Origin of the sequence: Marinomonas sp. A3A (genome assembly GCF_018336955.1) — a bacterium.
Lineage (GTDB): Bacteria > Pseudomonadota > Gammaproteobacteria > Pseudomonadales > Marinomonadaceae > Marinomonas > Marinomonas lutimaris.
The window spans coordinates 2925269-2943188 of sequence record NZ_CP025532.1 but is presented as its reverse complement, the minus strand read 5'-3'; the positions used below and the strand labels follow the sequence as shown (position 1 = coordinate 2943188).

Genomic DNA, 17920 nt, shown 5'->3' with positions numbered 1-17920 from the left:
GCCTCTAGTATCATTTGTTAACATTTTTTTAAGAAGACGATATTTTTGAGTATGAAAAAACTCCTAGTTACTTTATCCCTTGTGATTTGCTTTGTTAGTGGCTCTGTTTTTGCCGCTCCTTCATTAATCCCAACACCGCCACAATTATCTGCGAGTAGTTACATTCTTATGGATGCATATACTGGCGATATATTGGTTGAACATAATGCTGATCAGGCTTTACCGCCTGCCAGTCTGACAAAATTAATGACGGCTTATATCATTGAATACGAGTTAGCTCGTGGTAATTTATCATTGGATGATATGGTTAATGTGAGTGAGAAAGCATGGCGAATGGAAGGTTCGCGCATGTTCATTCGAGAAGGAACACAAGTTAAGCTAGAAGACTTAATGCGCGGTATTATTATTCAATCTGGTAATGATGCAAGTGTTGCCGCCGCAGAGCATATTGCTGGCAGTGAGTCTGCTTTTGCTGATTTGATGAATCAACATGCTCAACTTCTTGGTATGAAAAATTCGCATTTTGTGAATGCGACTGGTTTTCCAGCAGAAGATCATTATTCTAGCGCCCATGATATAGCGAAATTGGCGCGTGCGACTATTATGCAGTTCCCAGATAATTACAGTATGTATTCTGAGAAAGAGTTTACCTACAACGACATTCGTCAACCTAACCGTAACCGTTTGTTATGGAGAGATAAAACTGTTGACGGTTTGAAAACGGGCCATACAGAAGCCGCTGGGTTTTGTTTGGCTGCATCAGCAGTTCGTAACGGAACACGCCTGATCACTGTTGTTATGGGGACAAAATCAGATAACGCTCGTGCGGTTGAATCTCAAAAACTATTAGATTTTGGTTTTAGATATTATGAAACTCGTAAACTATATAGTCGTGGTCAAGTCGTTAATAATGCTCGTGTTTGGGGCGGTAGTCAGCCAAACGTAAAAGTTGGGTTCGCAGATGATGTTCTGGTAACTATGCCGCGTCAGCAAGGCGAGTCTATTCCTGCTACATTGGACATGAATAAAGAAATCACGGCTCCAATTGCTGTTGGCGATGTGTTGGGTAAAATCATTGTTGGTTCTGAAGGTAATGTTTTGCTAGAACGCCCAGTTGTTGCATTAGAAGCGGTAGAAGAGGGTGGTTTCTTCAAGCGAATGTTTGATAAAATTAAACTCTTCTTTATGAATTTATTTTAAGCCCTATATAGGCGAATGGTAGATTAGATTAATGGCACTAATTACGAAAAACGGTGATCAGGCTGAAAAAGCGATCGATGCACCAAAGATAGAGTTCCCCTGTGAAAACTACGTTATCAAGGTGGTTTCACTTGATGTAGATGGTATTCATACTGAAATAACTGAGCGATTGCTTGTTCATGCTCCGGAAATGAATACTGCTGCCGAGAACACTAATCGTTCCAGTAAAGGGCGTTTTATTAGCTTTAGTTTTCGTATTGTGGCTCAAAGTGAAGGTCAATTATCGGCTTTGCATCGTGACTTAATGTCAATCGAAGCTGTTAAGATGGTCATGTAAATGGAACTTGATTTAATTTGCCGTGATTTAGGTATTGTTGACTACGCCGAAACATGGGAAAGGATGAAGCAATTTACTCAAATTCGTTCAAAAGACGATGCTGATGAAGTTTGGTTGCTAGAGCATCCTTCCTTGTTTACACAAGGTCAGGCTGGTAAAGAAGAACATCTTCTGGCTCCAGGCGATATACCTGTTATTCAGGTCGACCGTGGTGGTCAGGTCACGTATCATGGGCCGGGCCAATTGGTTGCCTATGTCATGGTTGATTTGAAGCGTCTTGGGATAGGTGTTCGAGATTTGGTCAGTGTACTGGAAAATTCTGTAGTGAATGCTCTAGCATTGAACTCTATAGACGCATACCCAAAGCCAGATGCACCAGGCGTTTATGTAAATGAACAAAAAATTGCGTCACTGGGATTGCGTGTTCGCAGAGGTTGTTCATTTCATGGACTTGCCTTGAATGTTGATATGGATCTCACCCCATTTAATCGTATTAACCCATGTGGCTATCAAGGCTTGCAGATGGTTGATATGAAGCGTCTTAATAAAGACGTCCTTTTATCGAATGTAAAGGTTCAGCTGGCGAATCAGCTGGCTGAGCAACTCGGATACAGTTATCCGGCTATCCAACAAGGGTGGAAATAGAATGACAGCAGAACGCAAACGCGTTGTCCAAGGGGAAAAATTACGTGGTGCCGATAAAATGGCGCGTATCCCTATTAAGATTGTTCCTACTGAAGAAATTCCACGTAAGCCTGATTGGCTTCGTGTTCGTATGCCTGCGTCGCCAGAGATAGCCCGTATCAAGGCTACTTTACGTGAGCATAAATTAGCATCAGTTTGTGAAGAGGCTAATTGTCCAAATCTAGGTGAGTGTTTCAGTAATGGCACGGCTACCTTTATGATTATGGGTGAAATTTGTACTCGTCGCTGTCCTTTCTGTGATGTTGCGCATGGTCGTCCTAATCCGCTTAGTGTTGATGAGCCAAAAGAATTGGCGGCTGCTATTCGCGACATGAAACTAAAATATGTGGTTATTACCTCTGTTGATCGTGATGATCTTCGTGATGGTGGTGCTCAGCATTTTGTAGATTGTATTAGAGAGACTCGTGCAGAAAGTCCAAATATCGAAATTGAAACATTAGTACCAGACTTTCGTGGTCGAATGGAAGTTGCCATTGATACACTGTCAATAGCACCGCCAGATGTGTTTAATCATAACCTAGAATCTATTCCTCGCTTGTACCGTCAGGTAAGACCAGGATCTGATTATCAGTGGTCACTAGATCTTTTGAAAAACTTTAAAGATCGCTGCCCTGATGTACCAACTAAATCTGGATTGATGGTTGGTATGGGTGAAACATTTGAAGAAATTGTTGAAGTATTAAAAGACTTGAGAGCTCATAACGTTGATATGTTGACGATTGGTCAATATCTACAGCCATCTAAGCATCACTTTCCAATGGCGCGTTTTGTTCCGCCTGAAGAATTTGCGCGTTATGAGGAAGTCGCGAAAGAGTTGGGCTTTAAGCATGCGGCGTGTGGACCTTTGGTTCGCTCGTCTTACCACGCGGATAAGCAAGCACATGGCGAACACGTTTCTTAATTTGTTCGTTCGTTAGAATAAAGCGGAGTTAAGATGTTTCTTAGCCCCGCTTTTTTTATTTGAACTAAACCTAAAAATATGTCTGTGTTTTACTACGACGTACCTTTATTAGAAACGGTGCTAATTTAGACTTTTGGAGATGATATGAAGCCTTGGTCAATCAAAGATTCGATGGAACTTTATAATGTAAGTCATTGGAGCAGTGGTTTTTTTTCAATCAATGATAAAGGTCGCGTTATTGCGTTACCTGATAGGGAAAATAGCATTGATTTGACAGAGCTTTCTGTGGCGCTTAAGCAGCAAGGCATCCCTTATCCATGTCTTGTGCGTTTTCCTAATATTTTGCATTCGCGAATTGAGAAAATTACCAATTCGTTTCAACAAGCAATAGATTATTATGATTATAAGGCAAACTACGCCATTGTTTATCCTATCAAGGTAAATCAGCAGCGTCGTGTTGTAGAAGAAATTGCGGCATGTCAACCAGATAACTCAGCTACTGTTGGCTTGGAAGCAGGTAGTAAACCGGAGCTTATGGCAGTTTTGGCCATGCATAAAAACGCTGATGGCATCATAGTTTGCAATGGCTATAAAGACCGCGAGTTTATTCATCTTGCTTTGATGGCTGAAAAAATGGGGCATCAAGTTTTTATTGTTGTTGAGAAGATGCATGAGCTTGATTGGATTCTAGAAGAAGCAGACAAAATTGGGGTTCAGCCGCGTATTGGTATTCGTATCCGATTGGCGTCTACTTGTACGACGCATTGGGGCAATAGTGGCGGCGAAAAATCTAAATTTGGTTTGACTACATCACAATTGCTACGAGCTATTGATCGTTTACGCGAATTGGACTTGTTACATTGCCTTGAGTTGATTCACTTCCATTTAGGTTCACAAATTACGCGTATTCGAGATATTCAAAATAGTCTAAAAGAGTGTGCTCGTTATTACGCTGAACTTCACCAGATGGGTGTCAAAGTGAAGTGGGTCGATGTTGGTGGTGGTTTAGGTGTCGATTACGAAGGTACTCGTTGTCAAAATGATTTTTCTGCGAACTACAGTATTGGCGAATATGCTAACAATGTGGTATTTGCTTTCCATAATGTGTGTGAGCAATATGAACTTCCTCATCCTCATTTGATTTCCGAGTCTGGCCGAGCTGTCACAGCTCATCATGCCATGATGATTGCAGATGTTTTCTCTCATGGTGCTGAGCTTTTGCCGATTGAAGAACCAGCGGAAGGCAGTGAGCTAGAGCTGCAACGACTTTGGGCGTCTTATCAAAGTTTGAAAGGTGAAAACGAAGAGGAAAGTCGATCCTTGGTCGAGATTTATCATGACTTGTTAGATGACTTTAACGATAGTTTGACCTTATATAACCATGGCCAGCTTAACCTGTCGCAAAGAGCACAAGCAGAAAACCTTTTTCTTTCTGCGTGTCGCAACTTGTTGCCGCGTTTAGATAACCGAAACAGAGGGCATCGTGCTGTAATTGATGAACTAAACGAACGTTTGGCTGAGAAGTTGTTTGTTAATTTATCTGTGTTTCAGTCTATGCCTGATGCATGGGGGATTGATCAACTGTTCCCAGTATTGCCTTTACAGGGGCTGGATCAGGCGCCTTCTTTTAGAGGTAAAATTCAAGACGTTACCTGTGACTCTGATGGTTGTTTATATAGCTATGTGGATGGCCAAGGTATTGAATCTTCTTTGCCATTACCTCCGCCACCGCCAAAAGGTGAAGACTACTTAATGGGCTTTTTCTTGGTTGGGGCTTATCAAGAAACCTTAGGGGATTTGCATAATTTATTCGGCGATACTTGCTCTGTTGACGTTTATTTAACAGACGATGGTTTCAGAATTGATCATGTATTGAAAGGTGATAGCGTTCAGGATGTACTTAAGTCTGTTAGTTATAATGAGCAAGAGCTGATGAAGAGTTATCAGGATAAAGTGTCAGCGAGCCCACTTAGCCAAGAAGAGCAAGTATCACTAATGGCGACCTATAAAAAAGTGCTGGAAGGTACGACCTATTTGACTCAAGTATAGGCTGAGCCTTTGTGCTTGTGGCGCAACATATTTTGGAGGTAGTAAGTATGAGTAATGTAAAAGTGGCCTGTGTCCAAATGGCGGTCAGTACAGACTTTCAGGCGAATTTAGATAATGCGGTGGTGCAAGTAAGAGAAGCTGCTGCAAATCAGGCTAATATTATTCTTTTACAAGAATTGTTTATGGGGCCATATTTTTGCATTGATCAAAAGCCAGCGTATTTTGATTGGGCGCAACCGGTAAATGATTGCTTGGCTATTCAGACAATGAGTAAGCTTGCAAAAGAGTTAGGGGTGGTTTTACCTATTAGCTTTTTTGAGCGTGATGGCAATGTCTTTTATAACTCTTTAGTGATGATTGATGCCAATGGCGATGTGATGGACTTGTATCGTAAGACGCATATTCCGGATGGTCCTGGTTACCAAGAAAAATACTATTTCACACCGGGTAATACTGGCGTGAAAGTTTGGGATACGAAGTTTGGTCGAATTGGTTGTGGTATTTGTTGGGATCAATGGTTTCCAGAGTTGGCGCGTGAATTGGCGCTGAAAGGTGCAGAATTGATTTTTTACCCTACCGCAATTGGTTCTGAGCCTCCTTACCCTGAGTGGGATTCGAAAGATCATTGGCAGAGAACCATGCAAGGACATTCTGCCGCGAATATGGTGCCAGTCATTGCTGCAAACCGTGTCGGTCGTGAAGAAGGTGAAAATAGTTTTATCCAGTTTTACGGTTCTTCATTCATGACAGATGAAATGGGGGCAATGAAGTGTGTCGCGAGCCGTGACGAAAGCACTATTTTGTACTCTGAGTATGATTTAGACGCTATTCGCAAAGCTCGTCGCTCTTTTGGTTTGTTCCGTGATCGTCGACCAGATCAATATCAAGCTATTACTTCTGGTGCAGGTATTACTTGGGATAAATAGATAGAAAGCAAAAAAGTGCCCGCATGATGCGGGCACAAAGCTTTCCTTATCCTTATTGGTAAAAAGGGGGAATATCAATAAGGTAGATCTATTTGCACTTGGCTTTTCGAAGCCTAAAATTGGTGTAGAACATAGTGCAAGGCTGGTGCCTTTCGAAATACCCTGACGGTAATGTAAAGCGAATAAAGTGCTTTTTATTACAAGGTTTTGTAAGAAGTCAGCATAGATCTGTCCAAAACCTAGATATTAACTATAGTCCTAGATCCCAACTATGGCCTGAGATTTTAAATAGGTGCGAATATAATTCTGCTTCTGCACTTAGCTAAAAGATCCATCCTTTTATTTTAGAGAACCGATGAACGTATTTAGTTCCCCAAGTAAATTGCCTTATTTTGCAGTCATGTTGTCCAGCAAGCTGATGTTGAATGATTTAACTTATCGCATCATGGCAGAAAAAATGCTCGAACTCGCACAAGGTCAGCCGGGGTATCTTGGTGCTGAGTATGGTTCGGGAGAAATGGATTTACTAATGACCTACTGGCAAACTAAAGAGGCTGCAGAAGCTTGGTTAAACCATGACATGCAGCGTAAAACCTTATCCATTGGTGAAAGTTTTTGGTATGAAGAATATTCGTTAAAATTGTTTGAAGTGATGAAGGACATGTCATTTAAGTACTCTAACCAAGGTTTACATGCTTCACGTTTTCCTCGGATTGTTACCGAGAGAGGTGTATTGAAAATATTAGACGAAGCTCAAGCTCCGCTCTTGCATGATTATATTAATCAAGAAAAGGCGTTTCTTGCCCCATGGGAGCCGTTTAGAACGGATGGCTATTATTCACTCGAAACCTGCCAGCTACGAGTCCGAGAAATGCGGCGTGATTTTTTAGAAGATAAAGGGGTTGTATTGTGCTTTCTAACGCCTAATGAAGACAGAATGCTCGCTTATACCAATTACTCAAATATTATTCGTGGTGTCTTTCAGGCTTGCAATCTTGGCTACAGTTTACGAGAAAGTGAACAGGGTAAAGGTATCATGCAAGAAGCCTTAAGCGCAGGAATAGAGTACATCCATAAAGAGCAACATATTGATCGAATTCAAGCGAGTCATATGCCAAGAAATACTCGCAGTGCAGCCGTGTTAAAGAAGTTAGGTTTTGATAAAGAAGGTATAGCTAGGGATTACTTGAAAATCAACGGTCAGTGGGAGGATCATATTCTTACCGCATTAGTTCTGCGATAAAAATTGCTTAACGTATTTTTGTCTCCGGCTTGGTGAGTAATAGTACTCGCCCTATGGTTTTTTGCGTTGTCATAACGGACAGTACAGTAATACTTTCGCTGTTCGGGTTTGATATGGCTCTTGGCTCCCTTCTAGCAAGGACTTTACCAAAACTTGGGCAGGGTTTAGAGATTTTATTCTCATTTGAAATAAACGTAATGCCGCTCAATGGAAGAAGGTATTGAGTAGCCGACTTTTGATAGTAAAGGGTTTCTTTAAATTGAGGAGGGTACAGCTCTATTGTAATTTGGCCTGCTTTTCCGTGCCAGAGAGGCCATGTCTTAATATGGCTTCTTCCTAAGATTGACTCCACTGTTCCAGAAGAGATTTTTTTAAACGAACCTCTTAGCTCTGTTTGTTCTGTGTTTTTTAGCCGTATTAAACAAAGTTCTACTGTGGGCGTTAATAAAGTAATGCTATTGATTGTGTGAGCTTCTAGCCATATTCCTTGGTGTTGTTTTAGTGCTGTTTCTTGTTCATTGCTTTGCAGGTTTTGTTGTGCACCTTGCTGTAAGTATAATTCTCCCTTGATGAGAAAAAGAAACGTATCGGCCTGATGGTGATAGAAGCGGGTAGGAATATCTGTTTGAAACAGATGTTCATGTGCAATGAAAAGGTCATCTTGTTGGTGGATGATAAAGTGTTTACTTGACTCTCCAAGGTTATAGTTCATTGGGTCGAGTGTATTTTGATCAGTTAAGTTCACCATCAAGTACCTTTTTAATTATCGAATGTATTGAAACACGAGAATAACGACCTTTCCATGATAATCTTACGATGAGTGTTGCAGTGAGTTGGGATGTTTCTTTATAGTTGAGCCCATATTAGTTTATGAAATCCGCATGTGCCGATAATTTGCCCATGCAAACGATTATAGAAGGAAAGTTTCCTTGAGTGAGTTGTCAAATTTCGAGTCGAATGAAACCCTTTCATTAAAAGACTACACAGAAAAAGCGTACTTGAATTACTCCATGTACGTTATTTTAGATCGAGCTTTGCCACATATCGGTGATGGCTTGAAACCAGTTCAGCGCCGTATCATCTATGCAATGAGCGAATTAGGCTTGAAAGCCAGCGCAAAATATAAAAAATCCGCTCGTACTGTGGGTGATGTGTTGGGTAAGTTTCACCCACATGGTGACAGTGCTTGTTATGAAGCCATGGTGTTGATGGCTCAGCCTTTCTCATACCGTTATCCGCTTGTCGATGGACAAGGTAACTGGGGCGCGCCAGATGATCCAAAATCTTTTGCTGCCATGCGTTACACTGAGTCTCGTTTATCAAAATACGCTGATGTATTGCTAAGAGAAGTCAGTCAAGGCACGGTTGATTGGACGCCTAACTTTGATGGTACCTTACAAGAGCCATCGGTATTACCGTCCCGTCTGCCTAATTTATTGCTTAATGGTACGACTGGTATTGCGGTTGGTATGGCAACGGATATCCCGCCCCATAACTTACGTGAAATTGGTGGCGCTTGTATTCATCTGCTTAATAATCCCAATGCTGAATTAGATGATTTGCTTAATTTTGTCCAAGGCCCAGACTTTCCAACGGGTGGCGAAATCATTACGCCAAGAAGTGACATTGTTAGACTTTACGAAACAGGTAAAGGGCAGATTAAAGCGCGAGCTCGTTTTACTGTTGAGGAGGGTGAAATAGTAGTTAATGAGCTACCTCATCAGGTGTCTGGTAGTAAAATATTAGAGCAAATTGCCGCGCAAATGCAGGCGAAAAAACTGCCAATGGTGGTGGATTTACGGGATGAATCAGATCATGAAAATCCGACGCGACTGGTAATCGTACCTAAATCAAATCGTGTCGATATAGATTCTGTCATGACACATCTTTTTGCGACTACTGATCTAGAAAAATCCTATCGCGTTAATATGAACGTGATTGGTCTAGATGGCCTGCCTCAAGTGAAACCACTAAAGAACTTCTTATCTGAGTGGTTGCGTTTCCGTATTGATGTGGTACGTCGTCGTTTGCAATTCCGTCTTGATAAAGTGAATAACCGTTTACATATTTTAGAAGGTTTGTTGATCGCCTACTTAAATATCGATGAAGTTATCGAGATTATACGTACAGAAGAAAAACCAAAAGTAGAGTTGATGGCGCGTTTTGGTTTGAGTGATATGCAAGCCGAATCTATTCTAGAATTGAAGTTGCGTCACCTTGCTAAACTTGAAGAGATGCGTATCAAGGGTGAGCAAGACGAGCTAGAAAAAGAGCGTAAGCAATTAGAAGGCTTGCTGTCTTCTGATCGTAAGTTGAAGAAATTAATCACCGAGGAGATTCAAGAAGCGATTGATGATTTTGGTGATGATCGTCGTACTCCGATTGTTGCTCGTAAAGAGGCGCAAGCTTTCAGCGAAGAAGACCTTTTGTCGAATGACCCAATTACTGTGGTGATCTCTAAGCAAGGTTGGATTCGTGCCGCAAAAGGCCATGATATTGATGTAAATGGCTTGAGTTATAAATCTGGCGATGAATTCTTAGTTAGTACCAAAGGTCGCTCGAACCAAACGCTCGTTTTGCTTGCTTCTAATGGGCGCACCTATTCCATTAAAGCGCATACATTGCCTTCCGCTCGTGGTCAAGGTGAGCCAATTACAGGGCGTATTTCGCTAGAAAAAGACGCCACTATTGTTTCTGCGGTACTGGATAACGAAGAAGCGCATTATTTGATTGCGAGTGATGCGGGTTATGGTTTCGTTGCGCAACTCAAAGAGCTGTATGCTAAAAATAAAGCAGGCAAAGCGACCTTGTCATTACCGAAAGGCGCGCAAGTCATGCCGCCGGTTCCAGTGCAAGATCCAGCGTCGGGCCGTGTTGTTGCCATTTCTAATGAGGGTCGTATGTTGGCATTTGATGTGGCTTCTCTACCGCAAATGGCGAAAGGCAAGGGCAACAAGATGCTAAGCATTCCAAGTGCTCGTGCTGCCGACAGAGAAGAGTTAGTGATTGCGCTGGCTTGTGTTCAGCCAAATGATCTTTTGACTGCTTACGCTGGCAAGCGTTTTATCTCTTTTACTGAGAAAGATCTCGAAGAATATCTAGGTGAGCGTGGCCGGAGAGGCTTGAAACTACCTAGAGGTTTTCAGCGAATTGATAGTCTCGAAGTGAAGGTGGGCGAAGGTAAGGTTGTTAAAACGGATGATCCACCAAGCCAAGAATTGTTTTAAAAATAGCCAATTAACGCTAAAGTCTGGAATTATGTTCTAGACTTTAGAATTTTATGAATTAAGTTTTGAGTTCTGTACTCGTTCTGCGAAATGGACTTGCTTGCAATAAGAGGAAATGAATATGAAAGGCAGTAAAAAAGTAATCGACGGTTTGAATGCGTTGTTAGCGAATGAATTAGCGGCAATTGATCAGTATTTCATTCACTCGCGCATGTACGAAGACTGGGGCTTGAGCAAGTTATATGACCGCCTTAATCATGAAATGGAAGAAGAAACTCAGCATTCTGACTGGCTTATCAAGCGCATTTTGTTCTTGGAAGGTGTTCCATGTATGACAAAGCGCCGCGATTTGCTAATAGGCTCTGATGTTCGCTCTATGATGAGCAACGATTTGACACTTGAACTAGAAGTAGTGGCGTGTGTTCGTGAAGTGATTGCTGTGTGCGAAGCTGAAGGCGATTATCAAACACGTGAGACCCTTGAAAAGTTGTTGTTTGACACAGAAGAAGACCATGTTTATTGGTTGGAAAAACAACTTGGTCTAATGGAAAAAATTGGCATGCAGAACTATTACCAATCGCAGATGGGTAACTAAGGAGAGGTTTTATGAAAGGGGACCGTGACGTAGTTGCTAACCTGAATAAAGTGCTAGCGAATGAATTAGTGGGTATCAACCAATATTTTCTTCATGCTCGTATGTTTAAAGATTTTGGCTTTAGTGTGCTTGATAAAGCAGACTATAAAACCTCTATTCAAAAAATGAAAAATGCGGATCGTTTGATTGAGCGAGTTTTGTTTTTGGAAGGTTTGCCTAATCTGCAAGACCTTGGTCGTCTGCGTATAGGTGAAAATAGTGAAGAAATGATTTCTGCTAACTTAGAGTTTGAATTGGATACGTTGCCAGCACTTAAAGCGGCAATCGATTTATGTGAGCAGAAAAAAGACTTTATGAGTCGTGATACATTAGAAAAAATATTAGAAGAGCAAGAAGAGCAAATTGATTGGCTTGAAACTCAGCAACACCTGATTGCCAGTTCTGGCATTGAAAATTACCTGCAATCTCAAATGTAACTCAATGCTGCAATTAAGCTACTTGAACTTGGGTTTCAGCAATTTTGATTAACTCACTGTTTAGTAGCTTTTTTGCGCACTGACAGCACTTTCCACACTGACTACCAATGCTGTGTTCTTTATATAGTTCACGCATAGTTGTCGCCCCTTCTTGGATGGACGCTTTGATTTCTCTGTCTGATACTCGATTACAAATACAAACGTACATAAATGAAAATCACTCTCACTAATATTCTAATCATGCGATTGTATTTTTAATGTTAATGATTATCAATAGATAATAATTTATCTATTTTCATGGTTTGATAGTTTTTTTTAGAGCTTTTTCGAAGCGTTAACGATAAGACCAAATGACCGCTTTAGTCTTATCGTTATCAGGATTGAGTGATAGGGGTTACAACTCTTTTTCAGCGATATCGTTAAGCACTTTTAGGAAGGATTCTGGGTCATGAGCGCCTTGAACCATATATTTGTCGTTGATGACATAAGTCGGCACTGAGTTAATTTGCAAACCACGTAAATGCTGTAGTTTTTTCTCAGTTAGTGTTTTAGCTTCTGCGCTTAGTGCGTATTCAATATCGGCTTTTTGCATACCGATACTCACTGCTACTTCTTCAAGGATACTTTTTGATCCTATGTCTTTTCCGTCCGTAAAATAAGCATGGAATGCAGCCAAGACAAATGGTGTCGCTAATCCAGATTTAGTGGCTGCAAGCACAAATTGGTGGGCAAGTTTGGTATTAGGGATGCGGTCTTTTTCTGAGAAATTAAATTGGATACCTGCTTCAATTCCCACTTGTTGAATCGCGTGTGTGGCTTCATTGAGTTTTTCTGGACTGCCGAATCGCTCGCCGAGGTAAGTTTCTCGGTCAGCGCCTTCTAACGGCATATCGGGATGCAGTTCAAAGGGCTGCCAACGAATGTCGATTTTATAGTCATCGCCTAATTGTTCAATGGCTTGCTTAAGACGTGAATAGCCTAGGTAGCACCAAGGGCAAACTACATCTGAAATAATGTCGATACGAAGATCGGCCATGTGTTCTCCTAAAGAATAGTAAAGTTTAAAGTGTTTAATTGACGCTCAATGCAATGCACTGGCTAATTTCTGTATAAGAGCGACCGCTTTCTTTGTGCCAATAATTAAACGCTACTTGTGCTGCTTTCCAAGCGGACTGAGTGTCTCTTCCTGTGGTAATGATCTCATGTTGACGCAAATAGCCTTCAACATCTCTGGTTAGCATAAACGTGTCTTTGCCCATTGCTCTTAATGTATAGGGGCCAGTATTGCCACCAAGACGAGCGCCGTGTTTTTTTAAATAGGCCCACAGACCAATAATGTCGTCATTTGGCCAGTTAGCAACAAAGTTAGAGAATGATCCATGACTAGCCTGACATTCGCTAATCATCAGGGCGTTTTCGCGGATTGTCATTACCTTGCCAAAGTTACGAATGATGCGTACGTCTTTGGCTTTTTCTTCCCACATTTCGTCATGGATAAGCAGCATTTTTTCGATATCAAAACCGAAAAAAACAGTTTCAAAACCGGGCCATTTGTTGCGAACCACTTGCCAGTTAATGCCTGATTGAAAGACTTTCTGAGAGAACGCCGCTAGCCATCTATCGTCGCTGTGTTGACTCAGTTGCGCAGGGCTTAGTGGTACAGAGAGCATGGCTTCAAGGTGCTTCGCTCCACCATGTCGAAGGGCGGCTCGATCGTAAATTGATTGAAAGAGTTCGTATTTCATCTTGGACTCCTATTTTGTGGCGCTTAGTTTATCATAAGCCTTGCTCTATATAATGGGCGCAACCAATATCTTGTTTGGTATTTTAGTGATTGACGCTATGTGTTTGTCCTATAATGCCAATAAATGACCCTGTCGAGAGAAGTTGAATGACACACTTAAGCGTTAATCTGAATAAAATTGGCTTACTTCGTAATTCTCGTGGAAGAGATTATCCAAATTTGATTGATATGGCGGAACGTACGCTGGAGCTTGGCGCGTTTGGTATTACCATTCACCCAAGGCCTGATCAGCGTCATGCGACTTATCAAGATGCGCACGATTTGAAGACGCTATTAAAACGTTTCCCAGGTGCTGAATTAAATGTTGAAGGTTTTCCTGATGCACAGTTTTTGGACGTTGTTTTAGAAGTAGAGCCGGATCAATGTACGCTAGTACCTGATGACCCAAATCAGCTTACATCCGACCACGGTTGGAATATCGCTCGTGATCAAGACGCATTGCGTCCAGTTATTGCTAAACTCAAAGCAAAAGGTATCCGCGTTGTTTTATTTATGGATCCTGAACCTGAAAACATGATGTTAGCCAAAGAAGTTGGTGCTGACCGTGTAGAGCTATATACAGAAGCCTATGCCAATGCATTTGGTAAAGACGGTTTTGATGAGGTTCTTGAAACCTACCAGCAAGCGGCTCAAGCTGCCTTGGATGCAGGATTGGAAGTAAACGCTGGGCATGACTTAGATTTAAATAATGTTCGGACTTTGTGTGAGCAAGGTCGAATCATGGAGGTATCGATTGGTCATGCATTAACCATTGAAGCTTTGGATCTAGGCTGGAATAACGTAGTAAAAGCTTACCTTGAAAAATTGGCTTGAGAGATAGGAACCTAAACCTGAGACTTGAGTATGCAAAGCGCAAAAAGAGCACGCTGTGATGATTGTCACTTTTTAACTGATCAGTGCGTTTGTAAGTGGATACCTGTGCTTTCTACGCGATTAAAGATTTTGATTTTGCAAGATCCTAAAGAGGCACAACATGCTAAAAATACAGTGTCATTGTTGTCTTTAGGATTGCCGTCGATGGAATGTGTTTCGACAGTCAATCAAGAAGCATTAATTAATACTTTGAGGCAAAAAGATCCTGCTAAATGGTGTTTGGTTTTTCCATCGGACGATGCTGTGTTTATAGAGTCGATAGATAAAGGCTCAATAGCTGAAATTGAAGGTTTGATTTTACTTGATGCAACTTGGAGAAAGGCGAAGAAACTGTATTTAACTGAACCCTTACTGCATGCTTTTAACGCTGTGTGTTTTTCGCGGCCGCCAGTAGGGCAATACAGTATTCGTAAGTCACCCAGTGTGCAGTCGTTATCAACCTTAGAAGCATGTGCCTACGCAATAGAGCAAGTAACTGGTGAGGACATGCAGCCATTAAGAGAGTTTATGGTAGTGGCGCAAGAATGGCAGTGGCGCAAGCAGCCCTTGAGTCATCGACACCTTGATTAATCGTTAACGAGTTAGAAGAAGACAGAGAGATTTGAAATTATTATGAGCAAACAAACTGAAATTGAAGCCGCTGTATTGCGTCGCCTTTTGAAACATCTCGATGACAATAAGTCTGTGCAAAATATTGATCTGATGAACCTAGCTGGTTTTTGTCGTAACTGTTTGAGCAAATGGTATATGGCCGAGGCAGACCAGCACGGCGTTAAAGTAGACTACGATGAAGCGCGTGAGTTCGTTTATGGCGAACCTTACGACACTTGGAAGGCCAAGTATCAACCAGAAGCCACTGCAGAGCAGTTGGCCGCTTTTAATGCAAAGCCTAAGTCTGACAAGTAATATTGCCTTGAAAAAACGATTCAACTCGTTTTTTTCATGCTTAAGAAGCACCAAGCGTCTTGTTTGTGTGCTTCTTATTATGTGCTTTGTTCCACATTGGTGGCTGTACGCTGATGTGTCAGATAAATATCGAAAGTTAGCAAAACAAGCGGGTTCAGTATATGGCGTCGGGGCTGAAAAGCGTATTCTAGCTTGGCGAAAGTTGATCGATGATTCCCGATCTTTAGCTATTGTTGATCAACTTACTCAAGTAAATAATTTCTTTAACCAGATGGAATTTGTCGACGACATGTCCTTGTGGGGGAAAGAAGACTATTGGGCAACGCCCATTGAATTTTTAGGGATGCAAGCTGGAGATTGTGAAGACTTTACTATTGCCAAATATTTCACGCTTAGAGAGCTTGGTGTCCCAGATGAAAAACTACGACTTGTGTATGTAAAGGCGTTGAAGCTTAATCAACATCATATGGTATTGGCCTATTATCATAAGCCAACTTCCGTTCCTGTCTTGCTTGATAATCTTGATAAAGAATTAAAACCCGCGTCAAAGCGCAATGATCTTTTGCCTATTTATTCGTTCAATGCAGAAAACTTGTGGCTTTCAAAAGAAAAAGGGCGTGGTGTATTGGTAGGTGGCTCATCAAGATTGAGCTTGTGGACAGATTTAAATAATCGTTTCAATACGATGACAAATTAGGAGAGCTTGGATGACACTGTTCCGCCAATTAATGATGACGATTATTGCCATATTCTCACTGATGCTGGCTGTAGTGATGGTTATTAACTTCAATACTACGAAAGGCTATTTGATCGGACAATTGGAATCGACCACCCAAGACTCAGCGACATCCTTGAGTATGTCAGTGTCAGATTTTATGGCGTCAGAAGATTACGCATCGGTTGAAAGTAGTATCAATGCGGTATTCGATAGTGGCTATTTTTCGGAAGTAAGAATTCATGTTTATGATACGGATAAAAATATCACCCGCTCTAATGAAACTAAAATAGACGGCGTCCCTAATTGGTTCATTAACTTGATCGATTTCAAAGTGCCAGTGGCTAGAGCCATTATTTCTAATGGCTGGAATGAGCTTGGACAAGCCTACATAACGGGTAGTGCGGGCTACGGTTATAACCAACTTTGGCTGGCTTCACGAGATTTGCTAGTGTCGTTTTTTGTGATTGGTGCGATCACTCTTATTGTCGGTAGTTTTGCATTACGCTATTTATTCCGACCCTTGGCTGAGCTTGAAAAACAAGCAGAAGCGATTCAGCAACGTCGATTTATTAAAACGATAGCGGTACCTAAAACACGAGAGCTAAAGTCTGTTGTTTTGTCGATGAATCGAATGGCCGCGAAATTGGAGAAAGAGTTCGCATCTGAAGTTGAAACAGCGAAATGGCTACAAGCCAAAGCCTTCAAAGACCCAGTCAGTGGGTTGGGTAACCGACATTTTTTTGAAAGTCAGATGAAGTCACATTTTGCTGAAAGAGAGCGTGGCGTAGATGGTCTGATTTTGGTTAGTTTGGCGGATTTGGGTAAGTTAAATAATGAACGTGGTTATGAGTCAGCCGATATGTTTATTCAGTCTGCAGCGGATATTTTGACTCAAAAAGTGTCAACGCTTTCTTCTTTTGCTACTTTAGCGCGTTTGTCTGGCGCGGACTTTGTTTTACTTATTCCTAATTTCGATCACAGTCAGCTCACTAAAGTAGTTGATGAAATTTTGACTGAATTGATGGAGTTGAATACAGCAAGTATTAGTTACTCTGTCGCTGTGGCTAATATTGGTGCGGTGACCATTGATGGGTCGGTAGAGCGTTCCAGCGCCATGTCTCAAGCGGATGCGGCTCTACGTGAAGCGAAGCGAGAAGGCAGTAATACAAGTAAGGTGTTTGACCTTAACATGGGTCAAAACATGGCTATTAGCAGAACGGCTTGGAAAGACATATTAGAATCGGCGATCCTACATAAATCTTTTAAACTCAAGAAACAAAAAATTACGACTCTGGATGAGTCGCCTGTTGTTCTTCACGAAGAAGTGTTTATGGGCTTGGAGCATGCAGGTAAAGAGTACCATGCTGGTTACTTTATTGGTCTGGCTGAGCAGTTTGATTTAGGTAGTCAAATAGACCAAGTCATTATTGGTCGAGTAATAGAACACATTAAGTTGAGACAGTTAACGATTCCGTTAACTGTAAATTTGTCTGCTTCTTCATACGCCAAGCCTGCTTTTATTGAGTGGCTGAATAAGACTTTAAGTCATCTTAGTGCGGATGTGAAAAGTAAGCTGATGTTTGAAATTTCAGAGCAGAGTGTTTTGATTGAAGAAGCACAGGCCAATGAGCTGGCCCAGATGTTGAAAAATCAGCGTGTTTTATTTGGAATAGATAATGTTGGTAAGCAATTTTCAGCTTTCCAATACCTACAAACCTTGATGCCAGATTATGTCAAGGTAGATTCTTCTTATACCCGCATGGCCGCAGGTAAAGAGTCGGAATCTTTCTTTATGCATACGCTTTGTAAGATGTTTAATAGCTTGAATATAGAAGTGATTGCTACGGGTGTGGAAAGTGAAAAGCAATTAATCGCATTAAAACGATTTGATGTTTCTGGTGGGCAAGGGTTCCTAATTGGGCGTGCGCAAGATATGTAGGTGTCATTTCTACTTATCTTG

The 17920-nt window shown here is 41.4% G+C and carries 19 protein-coding genes; 15 read left to right on the top strand and 4 right to left on the bottom strand.

Annotated features, from left to right (window positions below; genetic code table 11):
- Positions 1–51: 51 nt before the first annotated feature.
- The 7 genes from CYL31_RS13750 to CYL31_RS13720 all read left to right on the top strand — a co-directional run bounded on the left by CYL31_RS13750 (position 52) and on the right by CYL31_RS13720 (position 7361).
- Entirely contained in the window at positions 52–1200 is a 1149-nt protein-coding gene (locus CYL31_RS13750; protein ID WP_212915772.1) for a D-alanyl-D-alanine carboxypeptidase family protein, read from the top strand.
- 31 nt (positions 1201–1231) lie between these two features.
- Positions 1232–1537 carry a YbeD family protein gene (locus CYL31_RS13745; RefSeq protein WP_212915771.1) on the top strand — a complete coding sequence of 102 codons (306 nt, stop codon included), beginning with the start codon at positions 1232–1234 and terminating at the stop codon, positions 1535–1537.
- Positions 1538–2182 carry a lipoyl(octanoyl) transferase LipB gene (gene lipB / locus CYL31_RS13740; RefSeq protein ID WP_212915770.1) on the top strand — a complete coding sequence of 215 codons (645 nt, stop codon included), beginning with the start codon at positions 1538–1540 and terminating at the stop codon, positions 2180–2182.
- A gap of 1 nt (position 2183) precedes the next feature.
- Positions 2184–3143, top strand: coding sequence for a lipoyl synthase (gene lipA / locus CYL31_RS13735; RefSeq protein ID WP_212915769.1), 960 nt, complete (start codon positions 2184–2186; stop codon positions 3141–3143).
- Between the two features lie 144 nt (positions 3144–3287).
- Positions 3288–5192, top strand: a complete 1905-nt coding sequence (speA, locus tag CYL31_RS13730) for a biosynthetic arginine decarboxylase (RefSeq protein WP_212915768.1) — start codon at positions 3288–3290, stop codon at positions 5190–5192.
- Between the two features lie 47 nt (positions 5193–5239).
- Positions 5240–6118: an N-carbamoylputrescine amidase gene (gene aguB / locus CYL31_RS13725; protein ID WP_212915767.1), complete on the top strand. Its 879-nt coding sequence runs from the start codon at positions 5240–5242 to the stop codon at positions 6116–6118.
- Between the two features lie 355 nt (positions 6119–6473).
- The gene (locus tag CYL31_RS13720; protein ID WP_212915766.1) at positions 6474–7361 is read left to right on the top strand and encodes a GNAT family N-acetyltransferase; all 888 of its coding nucleotides are present in this window, start codon (positions 6474–6476) and stop codon (positions 7359–7361) included.
- A 7-nt stretch (positions 7362–7368) separates the two neighbouring features.
- Here the strand turns inward: CYL31_RS13720 and CYL31_RS13715 are convergent, their stop codons facing one another.
- Positions 7369–8109: a hypothetical protein gene (locus tag CYL31_RS13715; RefSeq protein WP_212915765.1), complete on the bottom strand. Its 741-nt coding sequence runs from the start codon at positions 8107–8109 to the stop codon at positions 7369–7371.
- Positions 8110–8290: 181 nt separating this feature from the next.
- Here CYL31_RS13715 and parC point away from each other — a divergent pair, with 181 nt between their 5' ends.
- The 3 genes from parC (at position 8291) to bfr (CYL31_RS13700) (ending at position 11659) form a co-directional block, all read left to right on the top strand.
- Positions 8291–10588, top strand: a complete 2298-nt coding sequence (gene parC / locus CYL31_RS13710; RefSeq protein ID WP_212915764.1) for a DNA topoisomerase IV subunit A — start codon at positions 8291–8293, stop codon at positions 10586–10588.
- 121 nt (positions 10589–10709) lie between these two features.
- Positions 10710–11183, top strand: a complete 474-nt coding sequence (bfr, locus tag CYL31_RS13705; protein WP_212915763.1) for a bacterioferritin — start codon at positions 10710–10712, stop codon at positions 11181–11183.
- An 11-nt stretch (positions 11184–11194) separates the two neighbouring features.
- Entirely contained in the window at positions 11195–11659 is a 465-nt protein-coding gene (gene bfr, locus CYL31_RS13700) for a bacterioferritin (RefSeq protein ID WP_212915762.1), read from the top strand.
- 13 nt (positions 11660–11672) lie between these two features.
- Here the strand turns inward: bfr (CYL31_RS13700) and CYL31_RS13695 are convergent, their stop codons facing one another.
- From CYL31_RS13695 to CYL31_RS13685, 3 genes are all read right to left on the bottom strand, one after another.
- Positions 11673–11867: a (2Fe-2S)-binding protein gene (locus CYL31_RS13695; protein WP_012070521.1), complete on the bottom strand. Its 195-nt coding sequence runs from the start codon at positions 11865–11867 to the stop codon at positions 11673–11675.
- Positions 11868–12053: 186 nt separating this feature from the next.
- Positions 12054–12695, bottom strand: a complete 642-nt coding sequence (locus tag CYL31_RS13690; protein WP_212915761.1) for a DsbA family oxidoreductase — start codon at positions 12693–12695, stop codon at positions 12054–12056.
- Between the two features lie 34 nt (positions 12696–12729).
- On the bottom strand, positions 12730–13404 hold the full coding sequence (locus CYL31_RS13685; RefSeq protein WP_212915760.1) for a DNA-3-methyladenine glycosylase I: 675 nt from the start codon (positions 13402–13404) through the stop codon (positions 12730–12732).
- A gap of 146 nt (positions 13405–13550) precedes the next feature.
- On the opposite strand from CYL31_RS13685, the gene CYL31_RS13680 reads away from it, so the two are divergent.
- The 5 genes from CYL31_RS13680 to CYL31_RS13660 all read left to right on the top strand — a co-directional run bounded on the left by CYL31_RS13680 (position 13551) and on the right by CYL31_RS13660 (position 17899).
- Positions 13551–14276, top strand: coding sequence for a pyridoxine 5'-phosphate synthase (locus tag CYL31_RS13680; protein WP_212915759.1), 726 nt, complete (start codon positions 13551–13553; stop codon positions 14274–14276).
- A 30-nt stretch (positions 14277–14306) separates the two neighbouring features.
- Positions 14307–14906: a tRNA-uridine aminocarboxypropyltransferase gene (locus CYL31_RS13675; RefSeq protein WP_212915758.1), complete on the top strand. Its 600-nt coding sequence runs from the start codon at positions 14307–14309 to the stop codon at positions 14904–14906.
- Between the two features lie 42 nt (positions 14907–14948).
- The gene (locus tag CYL31_RS13670) at positions 14949–15242 is read left to right on the top strand and encodes a DUF1244 domain-containing protein (protein ID WP_212915757.1); all 294 of its coding nucleotides are present in this window, start codon (positions 14949–14951) and stop codon (positions 15240–15242) included.
- A 67-nt stretch (positions 15243–15309) separates the two neighbouring features.
- A complete protein-coding gene (locus CYL31_RS13665; RefSeq protein ID WP_249411586.1) occupies positions 15310–15939 on the top strand; it encodes a transglutaminase-like cysteine peptidase in 630 nt (209 codons plus the stop codon).
- Between the two features lie 10 nt (positions 15940–15949).
- Positions 15950–17899, top strand: coding sequence for a bifunctional diguanylate cyclase/phosphodiesterase (locus tag CYL31_RS13660; protein WP_212915755.1), 1950 nt, complete (start codon positions 15950–15952; stop codon positions 17897–17899).
- Positions 17900–17920: the final 21 nt, after the last annotated feature.